18 protein-coding genes are annotated in these 19,785 nt (G+C 74.1%); 6 read left to right on the top strand and 12 right to left on the bottom strand.

Annotated features, from left to right (window positions below):
* Positions 1 to 145 precede the first annotated feature (145 nt).
* Positions 146 to 1,840 (top strand): AAA family ATPase, encoded by a 1,695-nt coding sequence (locus ABTW95_RS10630; RefSeq protein ID WP_500226121.1) that lies wholly within the window; start codon positions 146 to 148, stop codon positions 1,838 to 1,840.
* 115 nt (positions 1,841 to 1,955) lie between these two features.
* Positions 1,956 to 2,651 (top strand): histidine phosphatase family protein, encoded by a 696-nt coding sequence (locus ABTW95_RS10625; protein ID WP_396449914.1) that lies wholly within the window; start codon positions 1,956 to 1,958, stop codon positions 2,649 to 2,651.
* A 20-nt stretch (positions 2,652 to 2,671) separates the two neighbouring features.
* On the opposite strand, the gene ABTW95_RS10620 is transcribed toward ABTW95_RS10625, so the two are convergent.
* The 10 genes from ABTW95_RS10620 to ABTW95_RS10575 all read right to left on the bottom strand — a co-directional run bounded on the left by ABTW95_RS10620 (position 2,672) and on the right by ABTW95_RS10575 (position 12,635).
* Positions 2,672 to 3,520: a 5-oxoprolinase subunit C family protein gene (locus tag ABTW95_RS10620; RefSeq protein WP_396449913.1), complete on the bottom strand. Its 849-nt coding sequence runs from the start codon at positions 3,518 to 3,520 to the stop codon at positions 2,672 to 2,674.
* Entirely contained in the window at positions 3,517 to 4,131 is a 615-nt protein-coding gene (gene pxpB / locus ABTW95_RS10615; protein WP_396449912.1) for a 5-oxoprolinase subunit PxpB, read from the bottom strand. Before pxpB ends, ABTW95_RS10620 begins: the two co-directional genes overlap by 4 nt.
* Positions 4,128 to 4,877, bottom strand: coding sequence for a LamB/YcsF family protein (locus ABTW95_RS10610; RefSeq protein WP_396449938.1), 750 nt, complete (start codon positions 4,875 to 4,877; stop codon positions 4,128 to 4,130). Before ABTW95_RS10610 ends, pxpB begins: the two co-directional genes overlap by 4 nt.
* 28 nt (positions 4,878 to 4,905) lie before the next feature.
* Positions 4,906 to 5,274 carry a UCP033725 family protein gene (locus ABTW95_RS10605; RefSeq protein ID WP_396449911.1) on the bottom strand — a complete coding sequence of 123 codons (369 nt, stop codon included), beginning with the start codon at positions 5,272 to 5,274 and terminating at the stop codon, positions 4,906 to 4,908.
* Positions 5,274 to 7,358: an SseB family protein gene (locus tag ABTW95_RS10600; RefSeq protein ID WP_500226118.1), complete on the bottom strand. Its 2,085-nt coding sequence runs from the start codon at positions 7,356 to 7,358 to the stop codon at positions 5,274 to 5,276. Before ABTW95_RS10600 ends, ABTW95_RS10605 begins: the two co-directional genes overlap by 1 nt.
* Before the next feature lie 51 nt (positions 7,359 to 7,409).
* Positions 7,410 to 8,969: an SseB family protein gene (locus ABTW95_RS10595; RefSeq protein WP_500226116.1), complete on the bottom strand. Its 1,560-nt coding sequence runs from the start codon at positions 8,967 to 8,969 to the stop codon at positions 7,410 to 7,412.
* Between the two features lie 105 nt (positions 8,970 to 9,074).
* Positions 9,075 to 10,613, bottom strand: coding sequence for a hypothetical protein (locus ABTW95_RS10590; RefSeq protein ID WP_500226113.1), 1,539 nt, complete (start codon positions 10,611 to 10,613; stop codon positions 9,075 to 9,077).
* 182 nt (positions 10,614 to 10,795) lie between these two features.
* On the bottom strand, positions 10,796 to 11,044 hold the full coding sequence (locus ABTW95_RS10585) for a hypothetical protein (RefSeq protein ID WP_396447036.1): 249 nt from the start codon (positions 11,042 to 11,044) through the stop codon (positions 10,796 to 10,798).
* Between the two features lie 141 nt (positions 11,045 to 11,185).
* The gene (locus ABTW95_RS10580) at positions 11,186 to 11,854 is read right to left on the bottom strand and encodes a cytochrome b/b6 domain-containing protein (RefSeq protein WP_396447037.1); all 669 of its coding nucleotides are present in this window, start codon (positions 11,852 to 11,854) and stop codon (positions 11,186 to 11,188) included.
* 76 nt (positions 11,855 to 11,930) lie between these two features.
* Positions 11,931 to 12,635: a molybdopterin-dependent oxidoreductase gene (locus tag ABTW95_RS10575; RefSeq protein WP_396447038.1), complete on the bottom strand. Its 705-nt coding sequence runs from the start codon at positions 12,633 to 12,635 to the stop codon at positions 11,931 to 11,933.
* A 94-nt stretch (positions 12,636 to 12,729) separates the two neighbouring features.
* Between ABTW95_RS10575 and ABTW95_RS10570 the strand changes: the two genes are divergently transcribed.
* From ABTW95_RS10570 to ABTW95_RS10560, 3 genes are all read left to right on the top strand, one after another.
* Entirely contained in the window at positions 12,730 to 13,311 is a 582-nt protein-coding gene (locus tag ABTW95_RS10570; protein ID WP_396447039.1) for an HhH-GPD-type base excision DNA repair protein, read from the top strand.
* Between the two features lie 347 nt (positions 13,312 to 13,658).
* The gene (locus ABTW95_RS10565; RefSeq protein ID WP_396447040.1) at positions 13,659 to 15,791 is read left to right on the top strand and encodes a SpoIIE family protein phosphatase; all 2,133 of its coding nucleotides are present in this window, start codon (positions 13,659 to 13,661) and stop codon (positions 15,789 to 15,791) included.
* A 252-nt stretch (positions 15,792 to 16,043) separates the two neighbouring features.
* A complete protein-coding gene (locus ABTW95_RS10560; RefSeq protein WP_396447041.1) occupies positions 16,044 to 17,726 on the top strand; it encodes an RNA polymerase sigma factor in 1,683 nt (560 codons plus the stop codon).
* A 109-nt stretch (positions 17,727 to 17,835) separates the two neighbouring features.
* On the opposite strand, the gene ABTW95_RS10555 is transcribed toward ABTW95_RS10560, so the two are convergent.
* Complete coding sequence (locus ABTW95_RS10555; protein ID WP_396447042.1) at positions 17,836 to 18,579, bottom strand: YaaA family protein; 744 nt, start codon at positions 18,577 to 18,579, stop codon at positions 17,836 to 17,838.
* 47 nt (positions 18,580 to 18,626) lie between these two features.
* Here ABTW95_RS10555 and ABTW95_RS10550 point away from each other — a divergent pair, with 47 nt between their 5' ends.
* Positions 18,627 to 19,334, top strand: coding sequence for a GNAT family N-acetyltransferase (locus ABTW95_RS10550; RefSeq protein WP_396447043.1), 708 nt, complete (start codon positions 18,627 to 18,629; stop codon positions 19,332 to 19,334).
* A 168-nt stretch (positions 19,335 to 19,502) separates the two neighbouring features.
* Here the strand turns inward: ABTW95_RS10550 and ABTW95_RS10545 are convergent, their stop codons facing one another.
* Entirely contained in the window at positions 19,503 to 19,733 is a 231-nt protein-coding gene (locus ABTW95_RS10545; RefSeq protein WP_396447044.1) for a DUF7455 domain-containing protein, read from the bottom strand.
* Positions 19,734 to 19,785: the final 52 nt, after the last annotated feature.

Here is a 19,785-nt window from a genome sequence, read left to right as displayed (position 1 = left end):
CGAGCGGGAGCCCCCGACCGCCCGGCGGTGGTCGGCCATGTCTGGGAGACCGGCGACGACCCCGACGTCGTAGGCCCCGCCCGAGCGCCGCACCGCCCCGGCGCCGGACATCTCCGTCGCCGAGGCGCTCGCCGAGCTGGAGAACATGATCGGGCTGGAGCCGGTGAAGCGGCAGGTCCGCTCGATCGCCGCGTCCATCGAGGCCGCGCACATGCGCGCCGCCGCCGGCGTGCCCACCGAGAAGCCCATGCGGCACTTCGTCTTCGTCGGCCCCTCGGGGACGGGCAAGACGACCGTCGCCCGCGTCCTCGCGAAGATCTTCTACGCGTTCGGGCTGCTGCCGGAGCCGGCGCTGGTCGAGGCGCACCGCGCGGACCTCGTCGGGGAGTTCCTCGGCGCGACGGCCCTCAAGACCAACCGGCTCGTGGACTCCGCGCTCGGCGGCGTCCTGTTCATCGACGAGGCGTACGGCCTGGTCAACTCCGCCGAGGGGCAGCCCGACCGCTTCGGCGACGAGGCCGTCCAGACGCTGCTCAAGCGCGCCGAGGACGACCGCGACAACCTGGTCATCATCCTCGCCGGCTACGAGGCGCAGATGGCCGAGTTCCTCGACTCCAACCCCGGGCTCGCCTCCCGGTTCGGCACGCGCGTGCACTTCCCGTCGTACCGCCCGTCCGAACTGCTGCGGATCGCCGACTACCACACCGGGCTGCGCGAGGACCGGCTCGACCCGGAGGCCCGGCGGCGGCTCGCCGCGCGCTTCGAGGAGGTCGAGCGGCGCGGCATCGTCGACGAGCTGGGCAACGGCCGGTTCGTGCGGACCCTGACCGAGGCGGCGGCGCGGGCGCGGGACGTCCGCGTCGTGGACGCCGCCGCGGCGTCCGGGCGGGGCGCGCCCAGCGCCGACGACCTCGTCACCCTCCGCGCCGAGGACGTGGAGGCCGCGTTCGCGGAGGTCACCGAGCGGTACCGCGGCTACGCCGAGACCCCGACGCTGGACGAGGCGCTCGGCTCGCTCGACGAGATGATCGGCCTGGAGCCGGTCAAGCGGCAGGTCAGGGAGATCGCCGCGCAGCTCCAGGTGGCCCGGATGCGGCAGGAGCAGGGCCTGGTCACCCGCCCGCCCACCCGCCACTTCGTGTTCACCGGGCCGCCCGGGACGGGCAAGACCACCGTCGCGCGCGTGCTCGGCCGCATCTTCGCCGCGGCGGGGCTCCTCGCCCGCCCCGAGGTGGTCGAGGCGCAGCGCGCCGACCTCGTCGGCGAGCACCTCGGGGCGACGGCGCTGAAGACCAACAAGGTCGTCGACTCGGCCCTCGGCGGCGTCCTGTTCGTGGACGAGGCGTACGCGCTGAGCAACCAGGGCTACTCCGGCGGCGACGCGTTCGGCGCGGAGGCGGTGCAGACGCTGCTCAAGCGCGCCGAGGACGACCGCGACCGGCTCGTCGTCGTCCTCGCCGGCTACGAGGCCGACATGGACCGGTTCCTCGCGTCCAACCCGGGGCTCGCCTCCCGGTTCGACGTGCGCGTCGACTTCCCCTCCTACGGGCCGGACGAGCTGCTCCGCATCGCCCAGCTCATCGCCGAGCAGGGCGGCGACCGCTGGGAGGACGACGCCCTGGACGACCTCGCCCTCGTCTTCCAGCGCGTCTGCGGGACGGGCCGCATCGACGAGTTCGGCAACGGCCGCTTCGCCCGCTCCATGTACGAGAAGGCGTGCGCGTGCCGCGCGCTGCGCGCCGCCGAGCTCGGCGAACGCGCCACCGCCGACGACCTCACGCTCCTCACCGCCGCCGACGTGCGCGACGCGTTCGCCGACCTCGCCCACCGCCTGGCGTAGCCCCGCGTCCACGAGGAGACCGGCCGCCGCGGGCGCACGCCCGGCCTGTCGCCCTCAGGCCGCAACGCGAGACCCGTCCGGCGCGGCGCCGGATCGGTCGTCTAGGGTGCGGTCCGTGGACGAGCGGGACGAGCCGGTCGAGTACCGGCAGACGCGGTACAAGGCGCCGGAGGGCGCGACCGAGATCCTCCTGATCAGGCACGGCGCCTCGGCGCCGGCCCGGGCCGACCGGCCGTTCCCGCTCGTGGACGGCCAGGCCGACCCCGATCTCGCCCCCGAGGGGCGCGAGCAGGCCGAGCGGGTCGCCGAGCGCCTCGCCGAGGAGAAGCTCGACGCCATCTACGTGACGCCGCTGCGCCGCACCGCGCAGACGGCGGCGCCGCTGGCCGCCCGCCTCGGCCTGGAGCCGCGCGTCGAGGCCGGCATGCGCGAGGTCCACCTCGGGGAGTGGGAGGGCGGGCTGTTCCGCAAGAAGGTCGCCGACAACGACCCGGTCGCGCAGCGGATGTGGGCGGAGGAGCGCTGGGACGTCATCCCCGGCGCGGAGCGCACCGAGGAGTTCGCCGCGCGCGTCGAGGAGAGCCTCGCCCGGCTCGGCGCGGCGCACGCGGGCGGCCGCATCGCGGTGTTCACCCACGGCGGGGTGATCGCGCAGGCGCTCGCCGCCGCGACCGGCGCCCGGCCCTTCGCGTTCCTCGCCCCCGACAACGCGTCGATCTCCCTGCTGGTGCGGCTCGGCGAGCTGGCGTCGGTCCGCGGCTTCAACGACGTGGCCCACCTGGACTGGTCCGTCCCGGCGCCGCTGACCTGACCGCCGGCCCGGCCGCCGTCCTAGAGGCGGAAGCGGAGCCGCTGTCCCGGACGCAGCTGTGCCGCGGCGGCGACGGCAGCCGAGCCGAGCACGGCGATCACGGGGTAGCCGCCCGTCGTCGGATGGTCGGCCAGGAAGATGATCGGCAGCCCGCTGGGCGGCACCTGGATCGACCCGGTGACCACCCCCTCGCTGCGCAGCTCGCCGCCGCGCGCGCGGACGAGCGGAGGCCCGTCCAGCCTGACCCCCACGCGGTTGCTGTCGGGCGACACCTCGTAGAACGCGGACGTGAGCGTCGCCAGCGCCTCCTCGGTGAACCAGTCGTCACGCGGACCCGGCAGGACGCGCAGCACGGGAGTCTCCGGCAGGGGCGGCGCGGGAGCGACGTCGACGACGATGTCGGCCAGGCCCTCGCACGCTCCGATCGGGAGGCGGTCGCCCGGAGCCAGCGGAGCCGGGCCCAGCCCGGACAGAAGATCGGTCGAGCGGCTCCCGAGGACCTCCTCGACCGCGATCCCGCCCCGCACGGCGAGATAGCTGCGGAGGCCGGACGGAGGCGTACCGATCTCCACCAGGGCGCCGCAGGGCACGAAGCACGGCGCGTTCGGCCCGTGGGCGCGGCCGGCGACGCGGACGGACACCGGCGCGCCGGTGACCGCGACCCAGGCCCGGGTGCGGAACCGCAGCGCCGCGCCGCCGAACGTGAACTCCACGCCCGCCGCGCCCTCGGGGTTCCCGACGAGCCGGTTCGCCAGGCGCAGCGCGCGCTCGTCGGCGGCGCCGGAGCGCGGGACGCCGAGATGGGCGCGGCCCGGCCGGCCGAGGTCCTGCACGGTCGCCAGCGGCCCGGGCCGCACGACCTCGATCAACGCCGCTCCTCCGGGACGAACCGGACGCGGGTGCCCGGCCGGAGCAGGCACGGCGGGTCGCGCGCGACGTCCCACAGCCGCAGCGGGCTGCGCCCGAGCAGCCGCCACCCGCCCGGCGACCCGGACGGGTAGACGGCCGCGTACGGCCCGGCGATCGCCACCGACCCCGCCGGGACGGCGGTGCGGGGCGACGCGCGGCGCGCCACGTGCAGGGCCGGGTCCAGGCCCGTCAGGTACCCGAAGCCGGGGGAGAAGCCGAGGTAGGCGACCGTGTACGCGCCCGCGCAGTGCCGCCGGACGACCTCCTCCCGCGACAGCCCGGTCAGCTCGGCGACCTCGTCGAGGTCGGCGCCGTCGTAGACGACCGGGATCTCCACCGGCTCCGCGCCGGCCTCCGCGTCGTCCGGCAGCGGCAGCCGCGGCAGGCGCGCGGCGATGCCGCCGAGGTCGGCCGACGGGTCGGTGATCACCAGGACGGTGTGCTCGCCCGGCACGACGTCCACCACCCCCGGCAGCGGGTCGTCGCGCAGCGCGGCGTTGAGGCGGTGCGACGTGGCGAGGTCGCCCGTCTCCACGAGCAGGGCCGCGTCACCGGCCCGCAGGACTCTCACGCGAACGACTCCAGCGCGACGCCCGCCTCGGCCAGCGCCGACCGGACGGACTGGGCCAGCGCCACCGCGCCCGGCGTGTCGCCGTGCACGCAGATGGACCGCGCCTTGAGCGCGACCTCGCTGCCGTCGACCGCGACCACGGTCCCCTCCACGGCCATCTTGATCGCGCGCTGGATGACGGCCTCCCGGTCCTGGATGACCGCGCCCGGCTCGCGCCGGGACACGAGCGCGCCGGCCGGCGTGTAGGCGCGGTCGGCGAAGCATTCCGCGACGACGGTCAGCCCGTCGGCGACGTCGTGCACCACGGAGCCCGGAAGGGTCAGCAGCGGCAGCGACGGGTCGTAGGCCCGTACCGCCTCGACCACCGCCTGCGCCTGGACGGGATCGCGGCTCACCCGGTTGTAGAGCGCGCCGTGCGGCTTGACGTAGGCGACGCGCCCGCCCTCCGCGCGCGCGATGCCGTCCAGGGCCGCGAGCTGGTAGAGGATCTCGGCGGTCAGCTCGGGCGCGGCCACGTCCATCTCCCGGCGGCCGAAACCGGCCAGGTCCCGGTACGACACCTGCGCGCCGATGGCCACCCCGCGCTCCACGGCCGCCGCGCACACCCGCCGCATGATCAGCGGGTCGCCCGCGTGGAAGCCGCACGCCACGTTCGCGCTCGTGACCACGTCGAGCAGCGCCAGGTCGTCGCCCAGCTGCCAGATGCCGTACCCCTCGCCGAGGTCGGCGTTGACGTCGATGACCATCATGGTCGGGACCTCCCCGCTCACCGTCTCAGACGGCCTCTTCGCGCAGGTCTTCGACCTCGTGCCTGGAGGCCCACGCCTGGTAGACGCCGCGGTCGAACAGCTCCAGCCCGAGCCGCTCCGCGACCGGTGCCTTCCCGCCGCAGTACTCCACGCGCAGCCAGCCGTCGTGCTCGCCCAGCACGACGAACGGCTCGCCGCGCCAGGTGCAGTGCGTGGTCACGTACCGCACGCCGTCGACCTCCGACCGGGGCACCACCTGGACGTAGCGGTCGGGCGACACCTGCCGGAACCCGTCGGCGTGCCGCCGGGAGTACAGCCGCACGCGGTCGCCGTCGGGGCTCGCCTCGTACTCGGCGCCGCGCCAGTCCGCGTAGAAGCCGTGCCGGATGCCCATCAGCGCCCTCCCGGCAGTTTCACCAGCCACCTGCGCAGGTCGGCGTCGTACCCGGCGACGAGGGTCTGCGCGCCGCGCGCGTCGAGCCGGTACATCTCGGCGCCGTGCGGGAGGCGCTGGCTCTCGATCTTGAACTCCGGGATGGCGGGGCCGTCGCCCGGCGCGTACCCCGACCCGGGGAACGGCGCCCGCTCGATCACCCAGCCGCCCGGGATGATCCCCATGCTCCACTCGTCGATCCCGCCCAGCGGGCGGCGGAACAGCGCCGGCTTCACCGCCGGCCAGCGGATCAGGAAGAGCTGCTCGTCCGCGTGCGAGAAGGGCGACCCCTCGTACACGAGCCCGAGCGCCCGGATCATCGCCGAGGGGGACCTGATCTCCCGGACGTCCTGCAGGCGGTGCACGTAACCGGCGACCAGGTCGTACCCGCCCTCCAGGTAGTGCTGGACGTGCTCGGGCCGCACCACCTTCTGCATCATCACGACCTCGGACGCGCCGTCGCGGGCGGCGTCCGCCGACCCGAGGTCGCCCGGCTGCGCGGCGGCGGGGACGCTCTCGCCGCCGCCCCGCTCCCCGTCGCCCGGCCGCCGGCCGCCCCGGTCCCTGCCGCCCTGGTCCCTGCCGCCCTGGCCGTAGAGCGGCGCGACGGGCAGGCCGTGCGGGTCGCTCGGCGTCTCCCGGGACGCCGGGGTCTCGGGCCTGCGCGGCGCGGGAGCCGGGGGGCGCCGCGGGGCGGGCGCCGGGCGCGGCGGCACGGCGGTCTGCGGCCGGGTGGCCGCGACGGGCTGCTCGGCGGGGCGCCGCGCGGCGGGCGCCTGCGGCCGCGGGGCGGGCACCGCCGGATGCGCGGCCGGCGCCGCGGGAGACTGGGGCGCGGGCGGCCGGGCCGGTTCGGCCGGTCGCTCGGGGGCGCGCTCGGCCGGTCGCTCGGCCGGTCGCTCGGCCGGCCGCTCGGCGGGGGCCGGGGGCTGCGGCCGGCGGTCGGGCGGACGCAGCGCGCCGGAGTCGTCGCGCGGGTCTGTGGGCGCCTGTGGCGGCGCGGAAGCGGCCGGCGACGGCTCCGGTCGGCTCCGCGCCGATTCGGGGCTCTGCACCGGCCTGGGCGCCTGCCGGCGGGCGCCGGAGCCGCTGCGGGGCGGCTTGACGCCGCGGGTCCGCGTGCGGGACGGGCGGCGGGACGACGGGCCCGCCACGTGGACGTCCGTCGGCACCGGAGGCACGGGCTTGCGCGGCTCCTCCGGCTCCAGGAGCGCCTTGGCGTCCAGGTACGAGGCGCTGGGCAGCCCCGGGTTGACCGCGAGCTGCCACTCGGGATGCGGCCAGCGCCGGGCCAGCTCCGCCAGCGTCGCCTCGCGGTGGTGGACGGCCTGGCCCTGCAGGGAGCGGTCCATCGCCTCCGGCGAGGTGAACGCCAGGACGAACGTGCCGTCCCCGAACTGCGCAGTGGCGAACTGGTGCCCCGCCTCCCCGGGCTCTCCCGGCGAGGGCAGGTACAGGACCGCGCGCGCCAGGAGCTCCAGGTAGCCCTGCTGGTCGCCGCGCTCCCGGGCGTCGGTGAGGGCGGTCTCCAGGGCGGAGCCGGAGGGCCGGGAGGCGCGCGCGGAGGACGCGGCGGAGCGGCGCTCGTCCTCGGGGACGGCCAGCGGGATGCCGAGGCCGGGCAGCGCCAGCGGCCCGCCGTCCGGGCCCGCCTTGCTCGCCTGGTAGACCAGTTCGAGCGGCGACTCGATCCCGTACACGTCGCGGAAGGCGCCGACCATCTGCCCGGCGAGCATCGCGCACGCCTCCAGGTGCTCGGCGGAGGCGCGGCCGCCGCGGTCACGCCAGGTGAACCGGTCCCACCAGTTCTTGCGCTCCTCCTCGTCCGGCGGCTCCCAGCCGAGCGCGCGGAGCCGCCGCTCCTGCCGGGGCGCCAGCGGGCGGGGCAGGAACGCGCTGCCGACGGCCTCGGCGTCCAGCACGCCCTCCGACCTCATGGCCTGGGCGTACGGCAGCCCGCTCGGCCCCTGCACGATGAGGAACGACGTGACCGGAAGCCGGGACAGCTCCAGCGTCAGCCGTTTGGCGAAGTCGTTCCAGTCCACTCGGGTCCACTTCCACGTCCGTCCTGTACTAGACAGTAGCCGAACGCCGCGTCAGTCGGTCCGGGGAGCCGGGACGGCGTCGGTCCGCACCTGGGTCCAGACCCCGCCGATGGCGTCGTACACCGCGAGCGGCGTCTCGTCGCCGTCGCCGGCCGACCGCCAGAGGCGGGTGCCGTGCGGCGGCCTCATCGGGACACCGGCGGGCCTCGGCCGCGGCGCGGGCGCCCCCTCCGGCGCGCCCCCGTCCGGTGCCCGGTCCGGTGCCCGGTCCGGTGCCCGGTCCGGCGGCGGGCCGTCCTGCGGTCCGTCCGGCGGCGGGCCGTCCGGTGCCCGGTCGGGCGCTCCGCGCGGCGGCTTGTCCGGCGGGGCGCCCAGGGGCGGTGCCGCGGCCGGCGCCGGTTCGCGCGCCTCCGGCTCGGGGCCGCCGCGCTCCAGGGCCGCCTTCAGGTCGGCCGCCGTGTACGGGTCGATCGCCGTGTGCGAATCGTCGCCGGGCGCGTCGGCGCCCGGGACGGAACCGTTCAGGCCGGAGGTCGGCCCCCCGGCGACCGGGTTCGGCCCTGAGAGCGCGTGGGGGTCGACCGTCCCGTACGGGTTGGGGGCGTCGAGCGCGGCGGCGGGCGGCGCGTCCTGGACGCCGGTCAGCCGCCCGAGGACGGACGAGTCGAGCAGCACCTCGCTGGGCAGCCCCCAGTTGATCGCCACCCGCCACGCGGGGTCGGGCCAACCGGACGCCAGCCGGGCGAAGGACGTGCGCCGGTACAGGCCGGGATGCCGGTCGCCCGTGCGCGCCAGCGCGCCCGGCGAGGTGAACACCGTGACGTAGGTGTCGCCGCCGATAGCGATGGTGGGGAACTCGGCGCGGTCGGGGTCCTCGACGGCGGAGGCGGTCGCCGGGAGCACCAGGTCGGCGCCCGCCAGCAGCCGGAAGTAGGTGGTGTTGTCGCCGTTCGCCTTGGCCTCCGCCAGCCGGGGTTCGAGGAGCTCGGCGTCCGCGCCCGGCACGCCGTCCGTCGGCAGCGGCATCGGGGTCCCCGCCGGGGGAGTGCCCGCCGCCAGCGGGTCCGCCGCCAGCGGGTCCGCCGCCAGCGGGTCCGGCGCGCCCGGGAGGGCGCCGCCCGCCGTCGCCCGCCGCCTGGTCACGCGGGACGGGTCGGCGACGTCGATGCCGAAGTCGGGGAGCTCGATGAGGCCGGTCCCGTGCCGGTGGAACGACTCGTACACGAGGTCGGACGGGCGCCGGACGCCCTGGACGTCCCGCAGGGCCGTGACCATCACGTCGGCCAGCCGCGAGTAGTCGCCGTCCGTCACGCTCAGCATCCCGCCGGGGGTGCCCGCCCCGGGCAGCTCCGTCCACCAGTTGCGCGGCGCGGGGTCGGCGGGCGGGCGCCAGCCCGCGTCGCTCATGACCTCCTCGTCCGCCACCGTGAGCAGCAGCGGCCCGTCGAGGAAGTTGTTGCTCACGGCCTCGGCGTAGAGCCGGTCGGGCTCGCGCATGGCCTGGACGTAGTGACGGCTCTCCTCGCGCTCGCGCACGATGAGGATCGTGTCGCGCTCGAGCCCCGCCAGCTCACGTCCCAGCCGCCGGGCGAACTCGGACCACTCCAACAAGATCACTCCCTACGACCGGGGGCCGGCCCCGGGCCCCGGGACCCAGCGAGACCATGCCCGGATCCCGATGATTGTCGCAGGGGACGCCGCGCGCAAACCGGGAGTTCACTCGGGCGGGGGTTCGTGACGAAGCACACTCAGGGCTTCGCGGAGGGCCTCCGGGTCGCCCTCCGAGCGGTCCAGGACGTCGATGAGTTTGTGCAGGATCTGGTGGCGTTCGTAGCCCACGTCGAGCAGCGCCTGGGCGGTCGTCCACAGCTGCGGGGGCCGGCCGTCCCACAGCATCTCCGCCAGGCGTTCGTGCGCGTCGAGATGCGCCTCGTCGGCGCCCGGGTGCTCGAACTCCAGGATCACGCGGCGGTCGCCGGGATCGGACGGATCGAGCTTCGACAGGTTGACGAACCCGTGCCGCCCCGACCGCCGGTGGGTGCCCGACAGGAAGGGCAGCGCGAACGCCCGCCGGGGGAGCGCCTCCAGGTCGCCGTCGGGCAGCAGCCGGCCGACCAGGTCGCGGTCGAGGCCGAAGGCGGCCGGGTCGCGGTAGGCGTCGGCGAACTTCGCCGTCGCGTCCCACAGGGCGTCCAGCGTCGCCCTGATGCCCTCCTCCGGGAGGCCGGTGCGCGCGCCCGCCCACCGGACCCACGCGGCCAGCATGTGCGGGACGGCCTCCTGTTCCGTCGGGGAGAGCAGGACCTTCCTCGGCAGCCAGTCGAGGAGGAACATCTCGCACTTGACCGGGGACACCCGCAGCGGGCGGCCGAAGTCGTGCGTGCAGCCGTAGTCGATGATCCGGTCCACGCACCGGCTCGCCGCGGAGCGGTCGGAGAGGCCCTCCGCCTCGTCGGAGGCGAGGAAGCGGGCCGCGATCGTCGCCCGCCTGTCGCGCCCGTACACCGGCGGCTGCGGCGTCTTCCCGCCCGGGGGGAGGATGTCCACGCGCGCGCGGACGAACGCGTGGTATGAGCCGAAGTTCTCGTGCACCGGCGGGTCGTCGAGCTCGTCGGTGAGATCGAGGGCGCTGCGCAGGAGCGCCCCGGTGTCGCGCGGGTCGAGTTCCTCGAACCGCATCAGGGGGTTCTCGCGGCCCTCCCGGCGGCACTGGTCGAGGAGCCTGTCGACCCGGGAGGAGACCCACGCGTCCCTGACCATCCCGCTCGCCGGCGGAGGGCCCTCGGGCGCGTCCGGGCCGGACGGGTCGGCGGCCGGCCGGACGGCCCCGGCCTTGGTGCGGTCGACCACGATGACCAGCGCGTGCCGCTCGGCGCCGCCGTAGGTGTAAGTGCAGACGATCGAGTCCTGGTCGCCGAAGACGTCCCTGGAGACGAAGCAGCCCTCCGGCTCGACCATCCCCACCCGGTCGGCCCAGCCCGGCCGGGCGACGCCGCCGGCCATGAGCTCGAGCGCGGCGCGCTCGGCCTTGGCCGCCTGCCGGGGCGTGCCCATGTAGGCCATCCCGGTGAGCAGCGCGAGGGCGGCGGGCGTCCCGGCGTCCGCGGCGTAGTCGACCAGGGCCTCGCCGATGACCTCCTCGACGTCGCCGCCCGGCACCCGCCGGCCCCACCAGGAGCCGAGGATCTCGCTGACGATCAGTTCCGCGTCCAGGGGGCTGCGCACGGCGAGGAGTTCGCGGGCGTGCTGGAGCATGCCGTCGAAAATCGCCGAGACCTCGGCCGGGGGGGAGGATCCGTCCCGGGCAGGGTCCCCGGAGGAGCGGCTGCGGCTGCGGGGACTCACCCTTCTAGCCTCTCAGATCCCGCGCGGACGATGTCCCGGACACGGCCGAACCGGGACACGGCCGGGTGCGGCGCCCTCTATCGGCCGATCGCTCAGCCGTCCACCCCTCCGCCGGAGGCCCGCCCGGACGGCGGCTCCGATTTGAGGACTCCGGTCAGATGCTCGCGCGCCATCCGCTCGACCCTCGCGGGCGTCGCCTCCAGCCCGAGATGGGCCATGCACGCCTGGACGTCGGCCACGCACTGCCGGACCGCGCCCGAGGGGAAGGAAGCGAACTCCGCGCAGAGCCGTCGTTCGAGTGCCTCGCGCGTCTCGCTTCGGTGATCGGCCAGTGCAGGCATATCGCGCACACCTCCGCGCACGGGGTTCCGGCGGGCGGGGACGCCGCCGGCCGAGGCGGAGCAGGGCACGGACCTCCCCTGGCGGGAGCTTCCGTGCAATCCCCGCCTCGATGTCCCATTCCAGCGTTTCTGCCGGGAGAGTCAAGACGTGCCGGGTCGTCGTTTGGCAAATTCCGGACCGGCCTCCCCCGGACGCTCCTCCGGCCGATCTTCCGCCGGTTCGGCGTCGGCCCAGGCGGCGTGGTGACGCGCCGCCCAGCCTCGGTCGACCCGTCCCGTGAGCATCCCGCCGAGCGCGTCGCGGTCCCGCAGCGCCTCCCACAGGTGTCCGGCCGCCACCACGGCGATGAGGAGGAAGAGCCAGTCGTGGACGAACGTGGCGCCCGTCCGCCACCGGTCGCCCCACGGGTCCGGGAACGTCATGATCTCGCCGGTGCCGAGCATGACCAGGATGGCGCCCGCCGTGAACGCCGCGTTGAGCTTCTGCCCGGCGTTGAACTTGCCCACCGGCAGGATCCCGCGCCCGCCCCGGACGGCCCTCCGGTCGCTGCGTTTGAGCCATTCCCAGTCGTGCGGGTGGAACCGGTTGAGCCGCGAGAGGTCGGCCCTGAACGCACGGGACAGCAGGCCCAGCACGATCGGCGCCGGCAACGCGAACCCGCACCACACGTGGACGGTCTTGACCGTCTCCCTGTGGCCCACCAGCGTCGACAGCATCGGGAGGTAGAGCAGCGCGGCGGTCAGCAGGCAGGCGAGCATCAGCAGTGCGGTCGCGTGATGGATGGACCGCTCAGCGCGCGTGAAGCGCACCAGCAGGCGCGGTGCCCCCGGTCCGTGAGCGCCGCGCCGCCGCGTGTCATGTGGGGGTGTGTCGTGTGAGGGCGTGTCATGTGGGGGCATCGTTGCGCCCGTTCGACCGCCCCACCCAGGCGTCCACGTCGTACCCGAGGTTCTCCCAGTAGCCGGGCTCCTCCTTGTCGGTGAGCTCGATTCCGCCGAGCCACTTCAGCGACTTGTAGCCGTACATGGGCGCCACGTAGAGCCGTGTCGGCCCGCCGTGGTCGTGCGAGACCGGTTTCCCGTCCATCTGGGTGGCCACCAGGACGTCCCTGCGGCGCGCCTGCTCCAGCGTCAGCGACTCGGTGTAGACGCCGTCGAACGACGTGAACCGCACGGCGCGGGCCTGCGGCGACACGCCGACCGCGTCCAGCAGGTCGGGCAGGGCCACCCCGACCCAGTGCACGTCCGGGACGCGCCAGCCGGTCACGCACTGGAAGTCGCGGTCCAGGACGGTCTGGGGCAGCCGCGCCAGATCGGCCAGCCGGAACGCCTGCGGCCGCTCGACGAGGCCGCCGACGGTCACGCGGTGGGTCGCCGCGCTGTGCCGCTTCACACTGCCGGTCACGGAGTAGTAGCGGAACCCGCCGGCCGCAGGTAGGACGTCCCCGATCGGTCCTACCGGCGCCAGGGTCCGGCTCACCTTGTCCTGGACGGACGCTCCGACGGCGACCCCCGCGACGCCGAGGCCGAGCATCCCGAGCACCACCCGCCGCCCCACGGGAGCGCCCTTCGTTCGCTCCTCCTCGTTCACGTCTTCATTCGAGCACCGCGGGCCGCCCCGCGCCAGGGTCCGGCGGGACACGTAAGACTTCTGACAGATCTCGGCCCCGCCCTAAGCTGGCCGCATGGCCACGAAGGTTCACCTCGCACAGCGCCCGGAAGCCGACGAGCTGCTCGGACGCAGCCCGCTGGCCGCCCTGGTGGGCATGCTGCTCGACCAGCAGATCCCGATGGAATGGGCCTTCTCCGGCCCCTACACCATCGCGCAGCGGCTCGGCGCCGACGACCTGGACGCGCACGAGATCGCCGCGTGCGACCCGGACCGGTTCGCGGCGCTGCTGTCGGAGAAGCCCGCCGTCCACCGCTACCCCGGGTCGATGGCCAAGCGCGTCCAGCAGCTGTGCCGGTACCTCGTGGAGAACTACGACGGGGACGCCGAGAAGGTGTGGAAGGGCGTCGACAGCGGCAAGGAGCTGTTCAAGCGCCTCAACGGCCTCCCCGGCTTCGGGAAGCAGAAGGCGCAGATCTTCCTGGCGCTGCTGGGCAAGCAGTACGGCGTCCGGCCGGAGGGGTGGCGCGAAGCGGCCGGAGTCTACGGAGAGGAAGGCTCGTACCGTTCCGTCGCCGACATCACCGGCCCTGAGTCGCTGGCCAAGGTGAGGGCCTTCAAGCAGGAGCAGAAGGCCGCGGCCAAGGCCGCCAAGTAGCAGGCCGCGGGCCGGAGGGCCGCCGGGTGGACGGCGGGCGGAGACACACCCGGGGGCGGAAGTTGACGCGCCGTGACGCCCGAGGGCCGTAACATCTCCTTTTCGCCGTCCGGGCGGGCCGCCTCGGCGTCCCCCTGCGATGGCGTCCGAATCCGACGCGTTCGTCCGGGACCGAAGGGACAAGGATGTTCAGCAGGGGTTCCGTACACGGCGAACCATCGGGATGATGAATACCTGACTCCGACCGGTGTTGTGATGGAGGCGGGAGCGCTAGCCTGCTCCCATTCACTCATAGTGATGAAGACTTGCCGCGCGGTACGGGACCCTCTGGGGCGGAGGTGTTGTCCATGAGCACCGAGACGTCCGTCCCGCATCCCCGCGTCTCAGGGGTGGAGGGGCAGCCCATGGATGCGTCCGACGCCGCACTGTACGCGACCTTGCTGAAGGAGGCCCCCGGCGGCCTCGCGTTCTTCGACCGCGAGCTGCGCTGCCGCCGGGCCAACGACGCGCTCGCCGCGCTGCTGGGCGTGCCCGTGCGCGACCTGCAGCAGCGCAGGCCGTCCGAGGCGCTGCCCGAGCCGCTCGCGGCGGCGTTCGAGACGGCGCTGCGGACGGTGATCGACGAGGACCGCCCGGTCAGCGACCCCGATCTCGTCGTCCCGGCCGCGGATCCCGGCGGGGCGTCCGAGGACGCCGCGGGCGTCGCCACGGCCGTCGAGGAGCGCATCCTGTCCTGCACCTGGCTGCCCGCCAGGAACGGCGACGGCGAGCACCTCGGCGTCGTCCTGACCGCCCTGGACGTGACCGAGCGCCGCCGCGCCGAGGAGGTCATCCGCCGCAAGGAGCAGCGCTACCGCTCGCTCGTGGAGGCCAGCGCCCAGGTGGTGTGGGTCGCCGCGCCGGCCGGCGGCGTGATCGACGACGCGCCCGAGTGGCGCGCGATCACCGGGCAGACGCCCGACGACTACGCGGTCGGCGGCTGGCTGTCGGTGGTGCACCCCGAGGACCGGCCGCGCATCGAGGCCGCCTGGCGCGAGTGCGTCGCGGAGAACCGGGTCTTCGAGACCAACTACCGCATCCGCACCAAGAGCGGCACCTACCGGCACTTCGACGTCCGGGCCGTGCCGATCTGGCAGGGCGACACGGTGATCGAGTGGGTCGGCGCCAACACCGACGTCACCGGCCAGCGCGAGGCCGAGGAGATGCGCGGCCGGCTGACCGAGCAGCTGTCCGCGGCGGCGCTGCGCACCGCCCGCCTCCAGCAGGCCACGTCGATGCTCGCCGAGGCGCTGACCGTGTCCCAGGTCGTCCAGGTCATCACCGAGGTCGGGCGGTCCGCCATCGGCGCCGACTACTCGGCCGTGGCGCTGCTGGACGACGACAAGCTGCGCCTCAGCATCGTGGCGCCGTCCCAGGCGGAGGGCGAGACCAGCCCCGCCTCCCGCGACGACATCAAGGTCAGCGACCAGACCGTGATGTCGGTGGCGGTGCGCGAGAGCCGGCCGTTCCTGGCCGAGCATCCCGACAGCCTGCGCCTGCAGCTCGGCCACGGCGAGCGCGACCTGTTCGCCCAGCACACCGAGGAGCGGGCCTGGGTGGGCCTGCCGCTGCTCGCGGCCGGCGCCCCGATCGGCGCGCTGCGCTTCTCGTTCACCCGGCCCAGGGAGATCACCGAGGAGGAGCGGGTCTTCCTGGAGGCGCTGGCCGGGCAGTGCGCGCTGGCCGTCGAGCGGGCGCTGCTGTTCGAGCGCGAGCACCGCACCGCCGAGGAGCTCCAGCGCAGCCTCCTGCCCAGCGACCTACCGCAGCTGCCGGGCATGGTGCTGGCCGCCCGCTACAACCCCGCCACCCGGCACGTCCAGGTCGGCGGGGACTGGTACGACGTGTTCCGCCTCCCGGACGACCGGCTCGCCGTCGCCGTCGGCGACGTGATGGGCAAGGGCGTGCTCGCCGCGGCCGGAATGGGCCGCGTCCGCAACGCCCTGCGCGCGCTCGCGCTGAACGACCCGCGCCCCGCCGCGGTCCTGGCCGGCCTCGACCGGCTGTTCAGCGCCACCGAGGACGAGGAGCAGTTCACCACGGTCGCGTACGCGGTCATCGACCCCGAGACCGGGCACGGGGAGTTCAGCAACGCGGGGCACCCGCCGCCCCTGCTGATCTCGCCCGACACGCCCGCGCGCGTCAGCACGCGGGAGCCGGGAACACCGCTCGGCTGGCCCAGCCAGAGGCAGCAGACAAGTTTTTCCATCGAAACCGGCAACACTGTGGTCTTCTATTCCGATGGACTTGTGGAGAACCGTAGGCGTGGGGTGGACGCCGGGCTGGAGGAGCTTGTCGCCGTAGCCGAGGACGCCCCACCTGAAGTGGTAGGAGATCCCGAGAGACTCGTCGACTTCCTGGTCGATCGGATGCTTGCCGGATACGAGCAGGTGGACGATGTGACCGTGCTCGCCCTGCACGTCCCGCCCGAGCCCGCGTGAAGCCCCGCCTGAGACGCGTGGAGACGGAGCAGCACGTTCGAAGGACCGTCCCGCGCCCTCTAAGGTGGAGAGTTACCGGGTAGGACTTCAGGGCGGAATGCGCAGCAGTGCCAGAATGCTTGACCCAGACAGAGCGGGTACGCTGCCGTCCCGCACCGGTGGTCCGCTCCGTGTGTGGTCCCACCCAGTGTGAGGCCGGGCCCGTCAGGGCACTTGGGTCAACCAAGCCACACGTTCGTTCGAGAGGTATTTGTGTCGCCTGCTAGCTCGACCTCGAAAGCGTCGGATCTGCACGATCACGTCATCGCGCAGCTGATCGAGCGTGGACGGTCCCAGGGTTACCTCGAAGCCGACGACGTACGCCGTACGTTCGAGGAGGCCGACATCCCCGTGTCGAAGGCCTCCAGCATTCTGCGGAGCCTCAGCAAGGAGGGTGTGACCGTCATGGTGAGCGCTGCCGACTCCGCGGCGCCCAAGCGTCCGCGCAAGCGCGCGACGCCGGCGGCGCGCAGGCCGAAGACCGCGGCCGCCGCCAAGGAGCAACCCGACACGGTGACCGCCGTCGTCGGCGACGACGCGCCGGAGGAGGCCGCCGCCGAGCCGCGCCCGGCCGCCGCCAGGCCCGCCGCCCGCAAGGCCGCGCCGGCCAAGGGCGCGAAGGGCGCCAAGTCGAAGAAGGCGGCGCCCGCCAAGAAGGCCGCCGCCGCCAAGGGGGCGCCGGCCAAGGCCGCGCCCGCGAAGGCCGCCCCGGCCAAGAAGGGCGACGAGCCGGAGGTCGACGACGAGGTCGACGTCGACCTCGACGCCGACCTGGCCGACCTCGACGTCGAGCTGGAGGTCGACGCGGCCGTCGAGGTCGAGGAGCCCGAGGCCGACGAGGAGGAGGCCGCCCCGGTCGCCCCCGCCGCCGCCAAGACCGCCGCCAAGGCGGGCGCCGAGGGAGCCGCCCCGGCCGAGGAGGAGGGCTTCACCCTCGGCGACGACGACGAGGACGCGCCCGCCCAGCAGATCGCCGCCGCCGGCGCCACCGCCGACCCGGTGAAGGACTACCTCAAGCAGATCGGCAAGGTCCCGCTGCTCAACGCCGAGCAGGAGGTGGAGCTCGCCAAGCGCATCGAGGCCGGCCTCTTCGCCGAGGAGCGCCTCGCCGCGTCCGCGTCCACCATGTCCCAGGAGGACCTCGAAGACTTCGAGTGGATCGCCGAGGACGGCCGCCGCGCCAAGAACCACCTCCTGGAGGCCAACCTCCGCCTGGTGGTCTCGCTGGCCAAGCGCTACACCGGCCGCGGCATGCTGTTCCTGGACCTCATCCAGGAGGGCAACCTCGGCCTGATCCGCGCGGTCGAGAAGTTCGACTACACCAAGGGCTACAAGTTCTCCACGTACGCCACCTGGTGGATCCGGCAGGCGATCACCCGCGCGATGGCCGACCAGGCGCGCACCATCCGCATCCCGGTGCACATGGTCGAGGTCATCAACAAGCTGGCCCGCGTGCAGCGGCAGATGCTCCAGGACCTGGGCCGCGAGCCCACGCCGGAGGAGCTGGCCAAGGAACTCGACATGACCCCGGAGAAGGTCGTCGAGGTCCAGAAGTACGGCCGCGAGCCCATCTCCCTGCACACGCCGCTCGGCGAGGACGGCGACAGCGAGTTCGGCGACCTCATCGAAGACTCCGAGGCCATCGTCCCGGCCGACGCGGTCAGCTTCACGCTCCTGCAGGAGCAGCTCCACTCCGTCCTGGACACGCTCAGCGAGCGCGAGGCCGGCGTGGTGTCGATGCGGTTCGGCCTCACCGACGGCCAGCCGAAGACCCTGGACGAGATCGGCAAGGTGTACGGGGTGACCCGCGAGCGCATCCGCCAGATCGAGTCCAAGACCATGTCGAAGCTGCGCCACCCGTCCCGGTCCCAGGTCCTCCGCGACTACCTGGACTGACCTGGCCCGCGACACGACGAGGAACAGGGCTCCGCGTTACGCGGGGCCCTGTTCGCGTACGCGGCCGGTTCACCCTTTCCGCGCTTCACCGCGCGGCCCGTGCCGGGCGTCAGTCGTGGAGGATGACGTCGAGGTTGGCGCCGTTGAGCTCGACGGTGTGGCCGAGATCGGCCACGGCCTTCAGGAGTTCCTCGGGGGTCCGCGGCGCCGCGCCCGCCTTGAGGAGGTCGTGCGCGATCTTGCCCCGGGTGGCCTTGGCCATGTGGCTGACGACCGCGCGTTCGGGGGAGCCGCCGGCGAGCCGCTCGCGGAACACGCGGACGGCGACGGCCGGCTGGGGCGCCTTCCACGCGGCCGCGTAGGGGCCGGAGCGCATGTCGACGACGAGGTCGCCGTCCGGCCGGAGCGCCTTGCGCATCGCGGGACGCCACAGCGTGCCCAGGCGGCCGAGGGGCGGCAGCGACACCGACATGGCCAGCCGGTAGGGCGGGACGCGGTCGGTGAGCCTCAGCGCGCCCCACAGGCCCGAGAAGACGATCAGCTGAGCGGCGGCGGCCTCGGCGTCCAGGTCCGGGAGGTCGAGGTTGTCGTAGAGGACGCCGGTGTAGAGCCTGGAGACCGGCAGCGTGGGCGCCTTGGCCAGCGCCTTGTTGCGGGCGAGCGCCTCGTCCGCCTGGCCGGGCGGCAAGGCGAGGATCTCGGGCGCGTCGGCCCGCCGGCTCGCCTTGGCCAGGGCCGACAGGACGCGCTTCCGCACCGGGTTCAGCTCGGGGAAGCTCAGCGAGGCCAGGTCGAGGGGCGGCCCGTCCCCGCCGGTAGCCTTCTTCTCCGACGGCGGCAGCAGGATGTGCACGATCCCCCCGAAAGCGGTGACAGATGACGCGGGTACTGGGAACGCGGTTGGGCGAACTCGTCGCCGGTGCATGGCCCGCGCCGTCCACCCAGGATATTGGGGGCTGGCTGCTGCGCCATGCCGGCGGGGTGACCAAGCGGGCCAACTCCGTCCTGCCCATGGACGACCCAGGCGACGTGGATGTCGCCCTGGAGCGGGCGGAGCGCTTCTACACCGAACTGGGCCTCCCGACCGTGTTCTCGGTGGACGCCCAAGCGCGCCCCGAAGGTCTCGATGGGCTCCTGGAAGCCAGGGGCTACGAACTGGTCGATCCGACGATGGCCATGGAGACGGACCTGACCGGCCCCTACGAGCGTGACGGCGTGGAGATCGCCTTGGCGCCGTCCGGCGAGTGGCTCGACCTGTGGTGGTCGGTCGACGGCCGGTACGACCACCAACTGCCGATGGCCGAGAAGATCCTGACCGGGGTACCCGCGGCGTACGCGTCGCTGGACGGCGTCGCCGTGGGCCGCGGCGTTCCCCAGGGGGAGTGGCTCGGCGTCTATGCCATGGCCGTCGCGCCGGAGGCGCGCAGGCGCGGTCTGGGACGGCGCGTCCTGCGGGCGCTCCTCGGCTGGGGACGCGAGCAGGGATGCGAGCGCGCGTACCTGGTCGTCGTCGAGCGGAACGCCCCGGCGCGTGCGTTGTACGAGGCCGAGGGCTTTGCGCCGGCGGGCGGCTATCACTATCGAGTGAAAAATGTCACCACGGGGTGAGTAGTGCATCGATCTGGTGAGCTGACTCACCGGCGCGCACGAATGCAACCACGGTCCGTAATGGCTTCATCACTTTCCGGAGTGATAGCCGATGGCGGTCGGGCGCCGGATATGCGAACGGCGGCCACCGTGTCCGGTGACCGCCGTTCCGGGGATTTCTATGTTGATCTACCGCTCGTCGTCACGTGCGGTGGCCGGGGTCTCGTTGAGCCGGTCGGTCTCGTCCTGAATGTCGGCCCCGTTGGCGCGCAGCGCTTCTGCGTACTTGCGTCCGTGGTGGGCGCAGAACAGAAGGTCGCCGCCGCCTACAAGGACTGCACGGACGTAGGCCTGGGCGCCGCAGCGGTCGCATCGGTCGGCGACGGTCAGCGGCTTGGTTGGGGCAAGGGCTCCAGTCACGGCACCTTCCTCATGCTCGGGGTCGGTACTTAGGACAACATCTAACCCGACG

Origin of the sequence: Spirillospora sp. NPDC127506 (genome assembly GCF_040302145.1) — a bacterium.
GTDB lineage: Bacteria > Actinomycetota > Actinomycetes > Streptosporangiales > Streptosporangiaceae > Spirillospora.
This window is presented reverse-complemented; position numbering and strand designations above follow the sequence as displayed.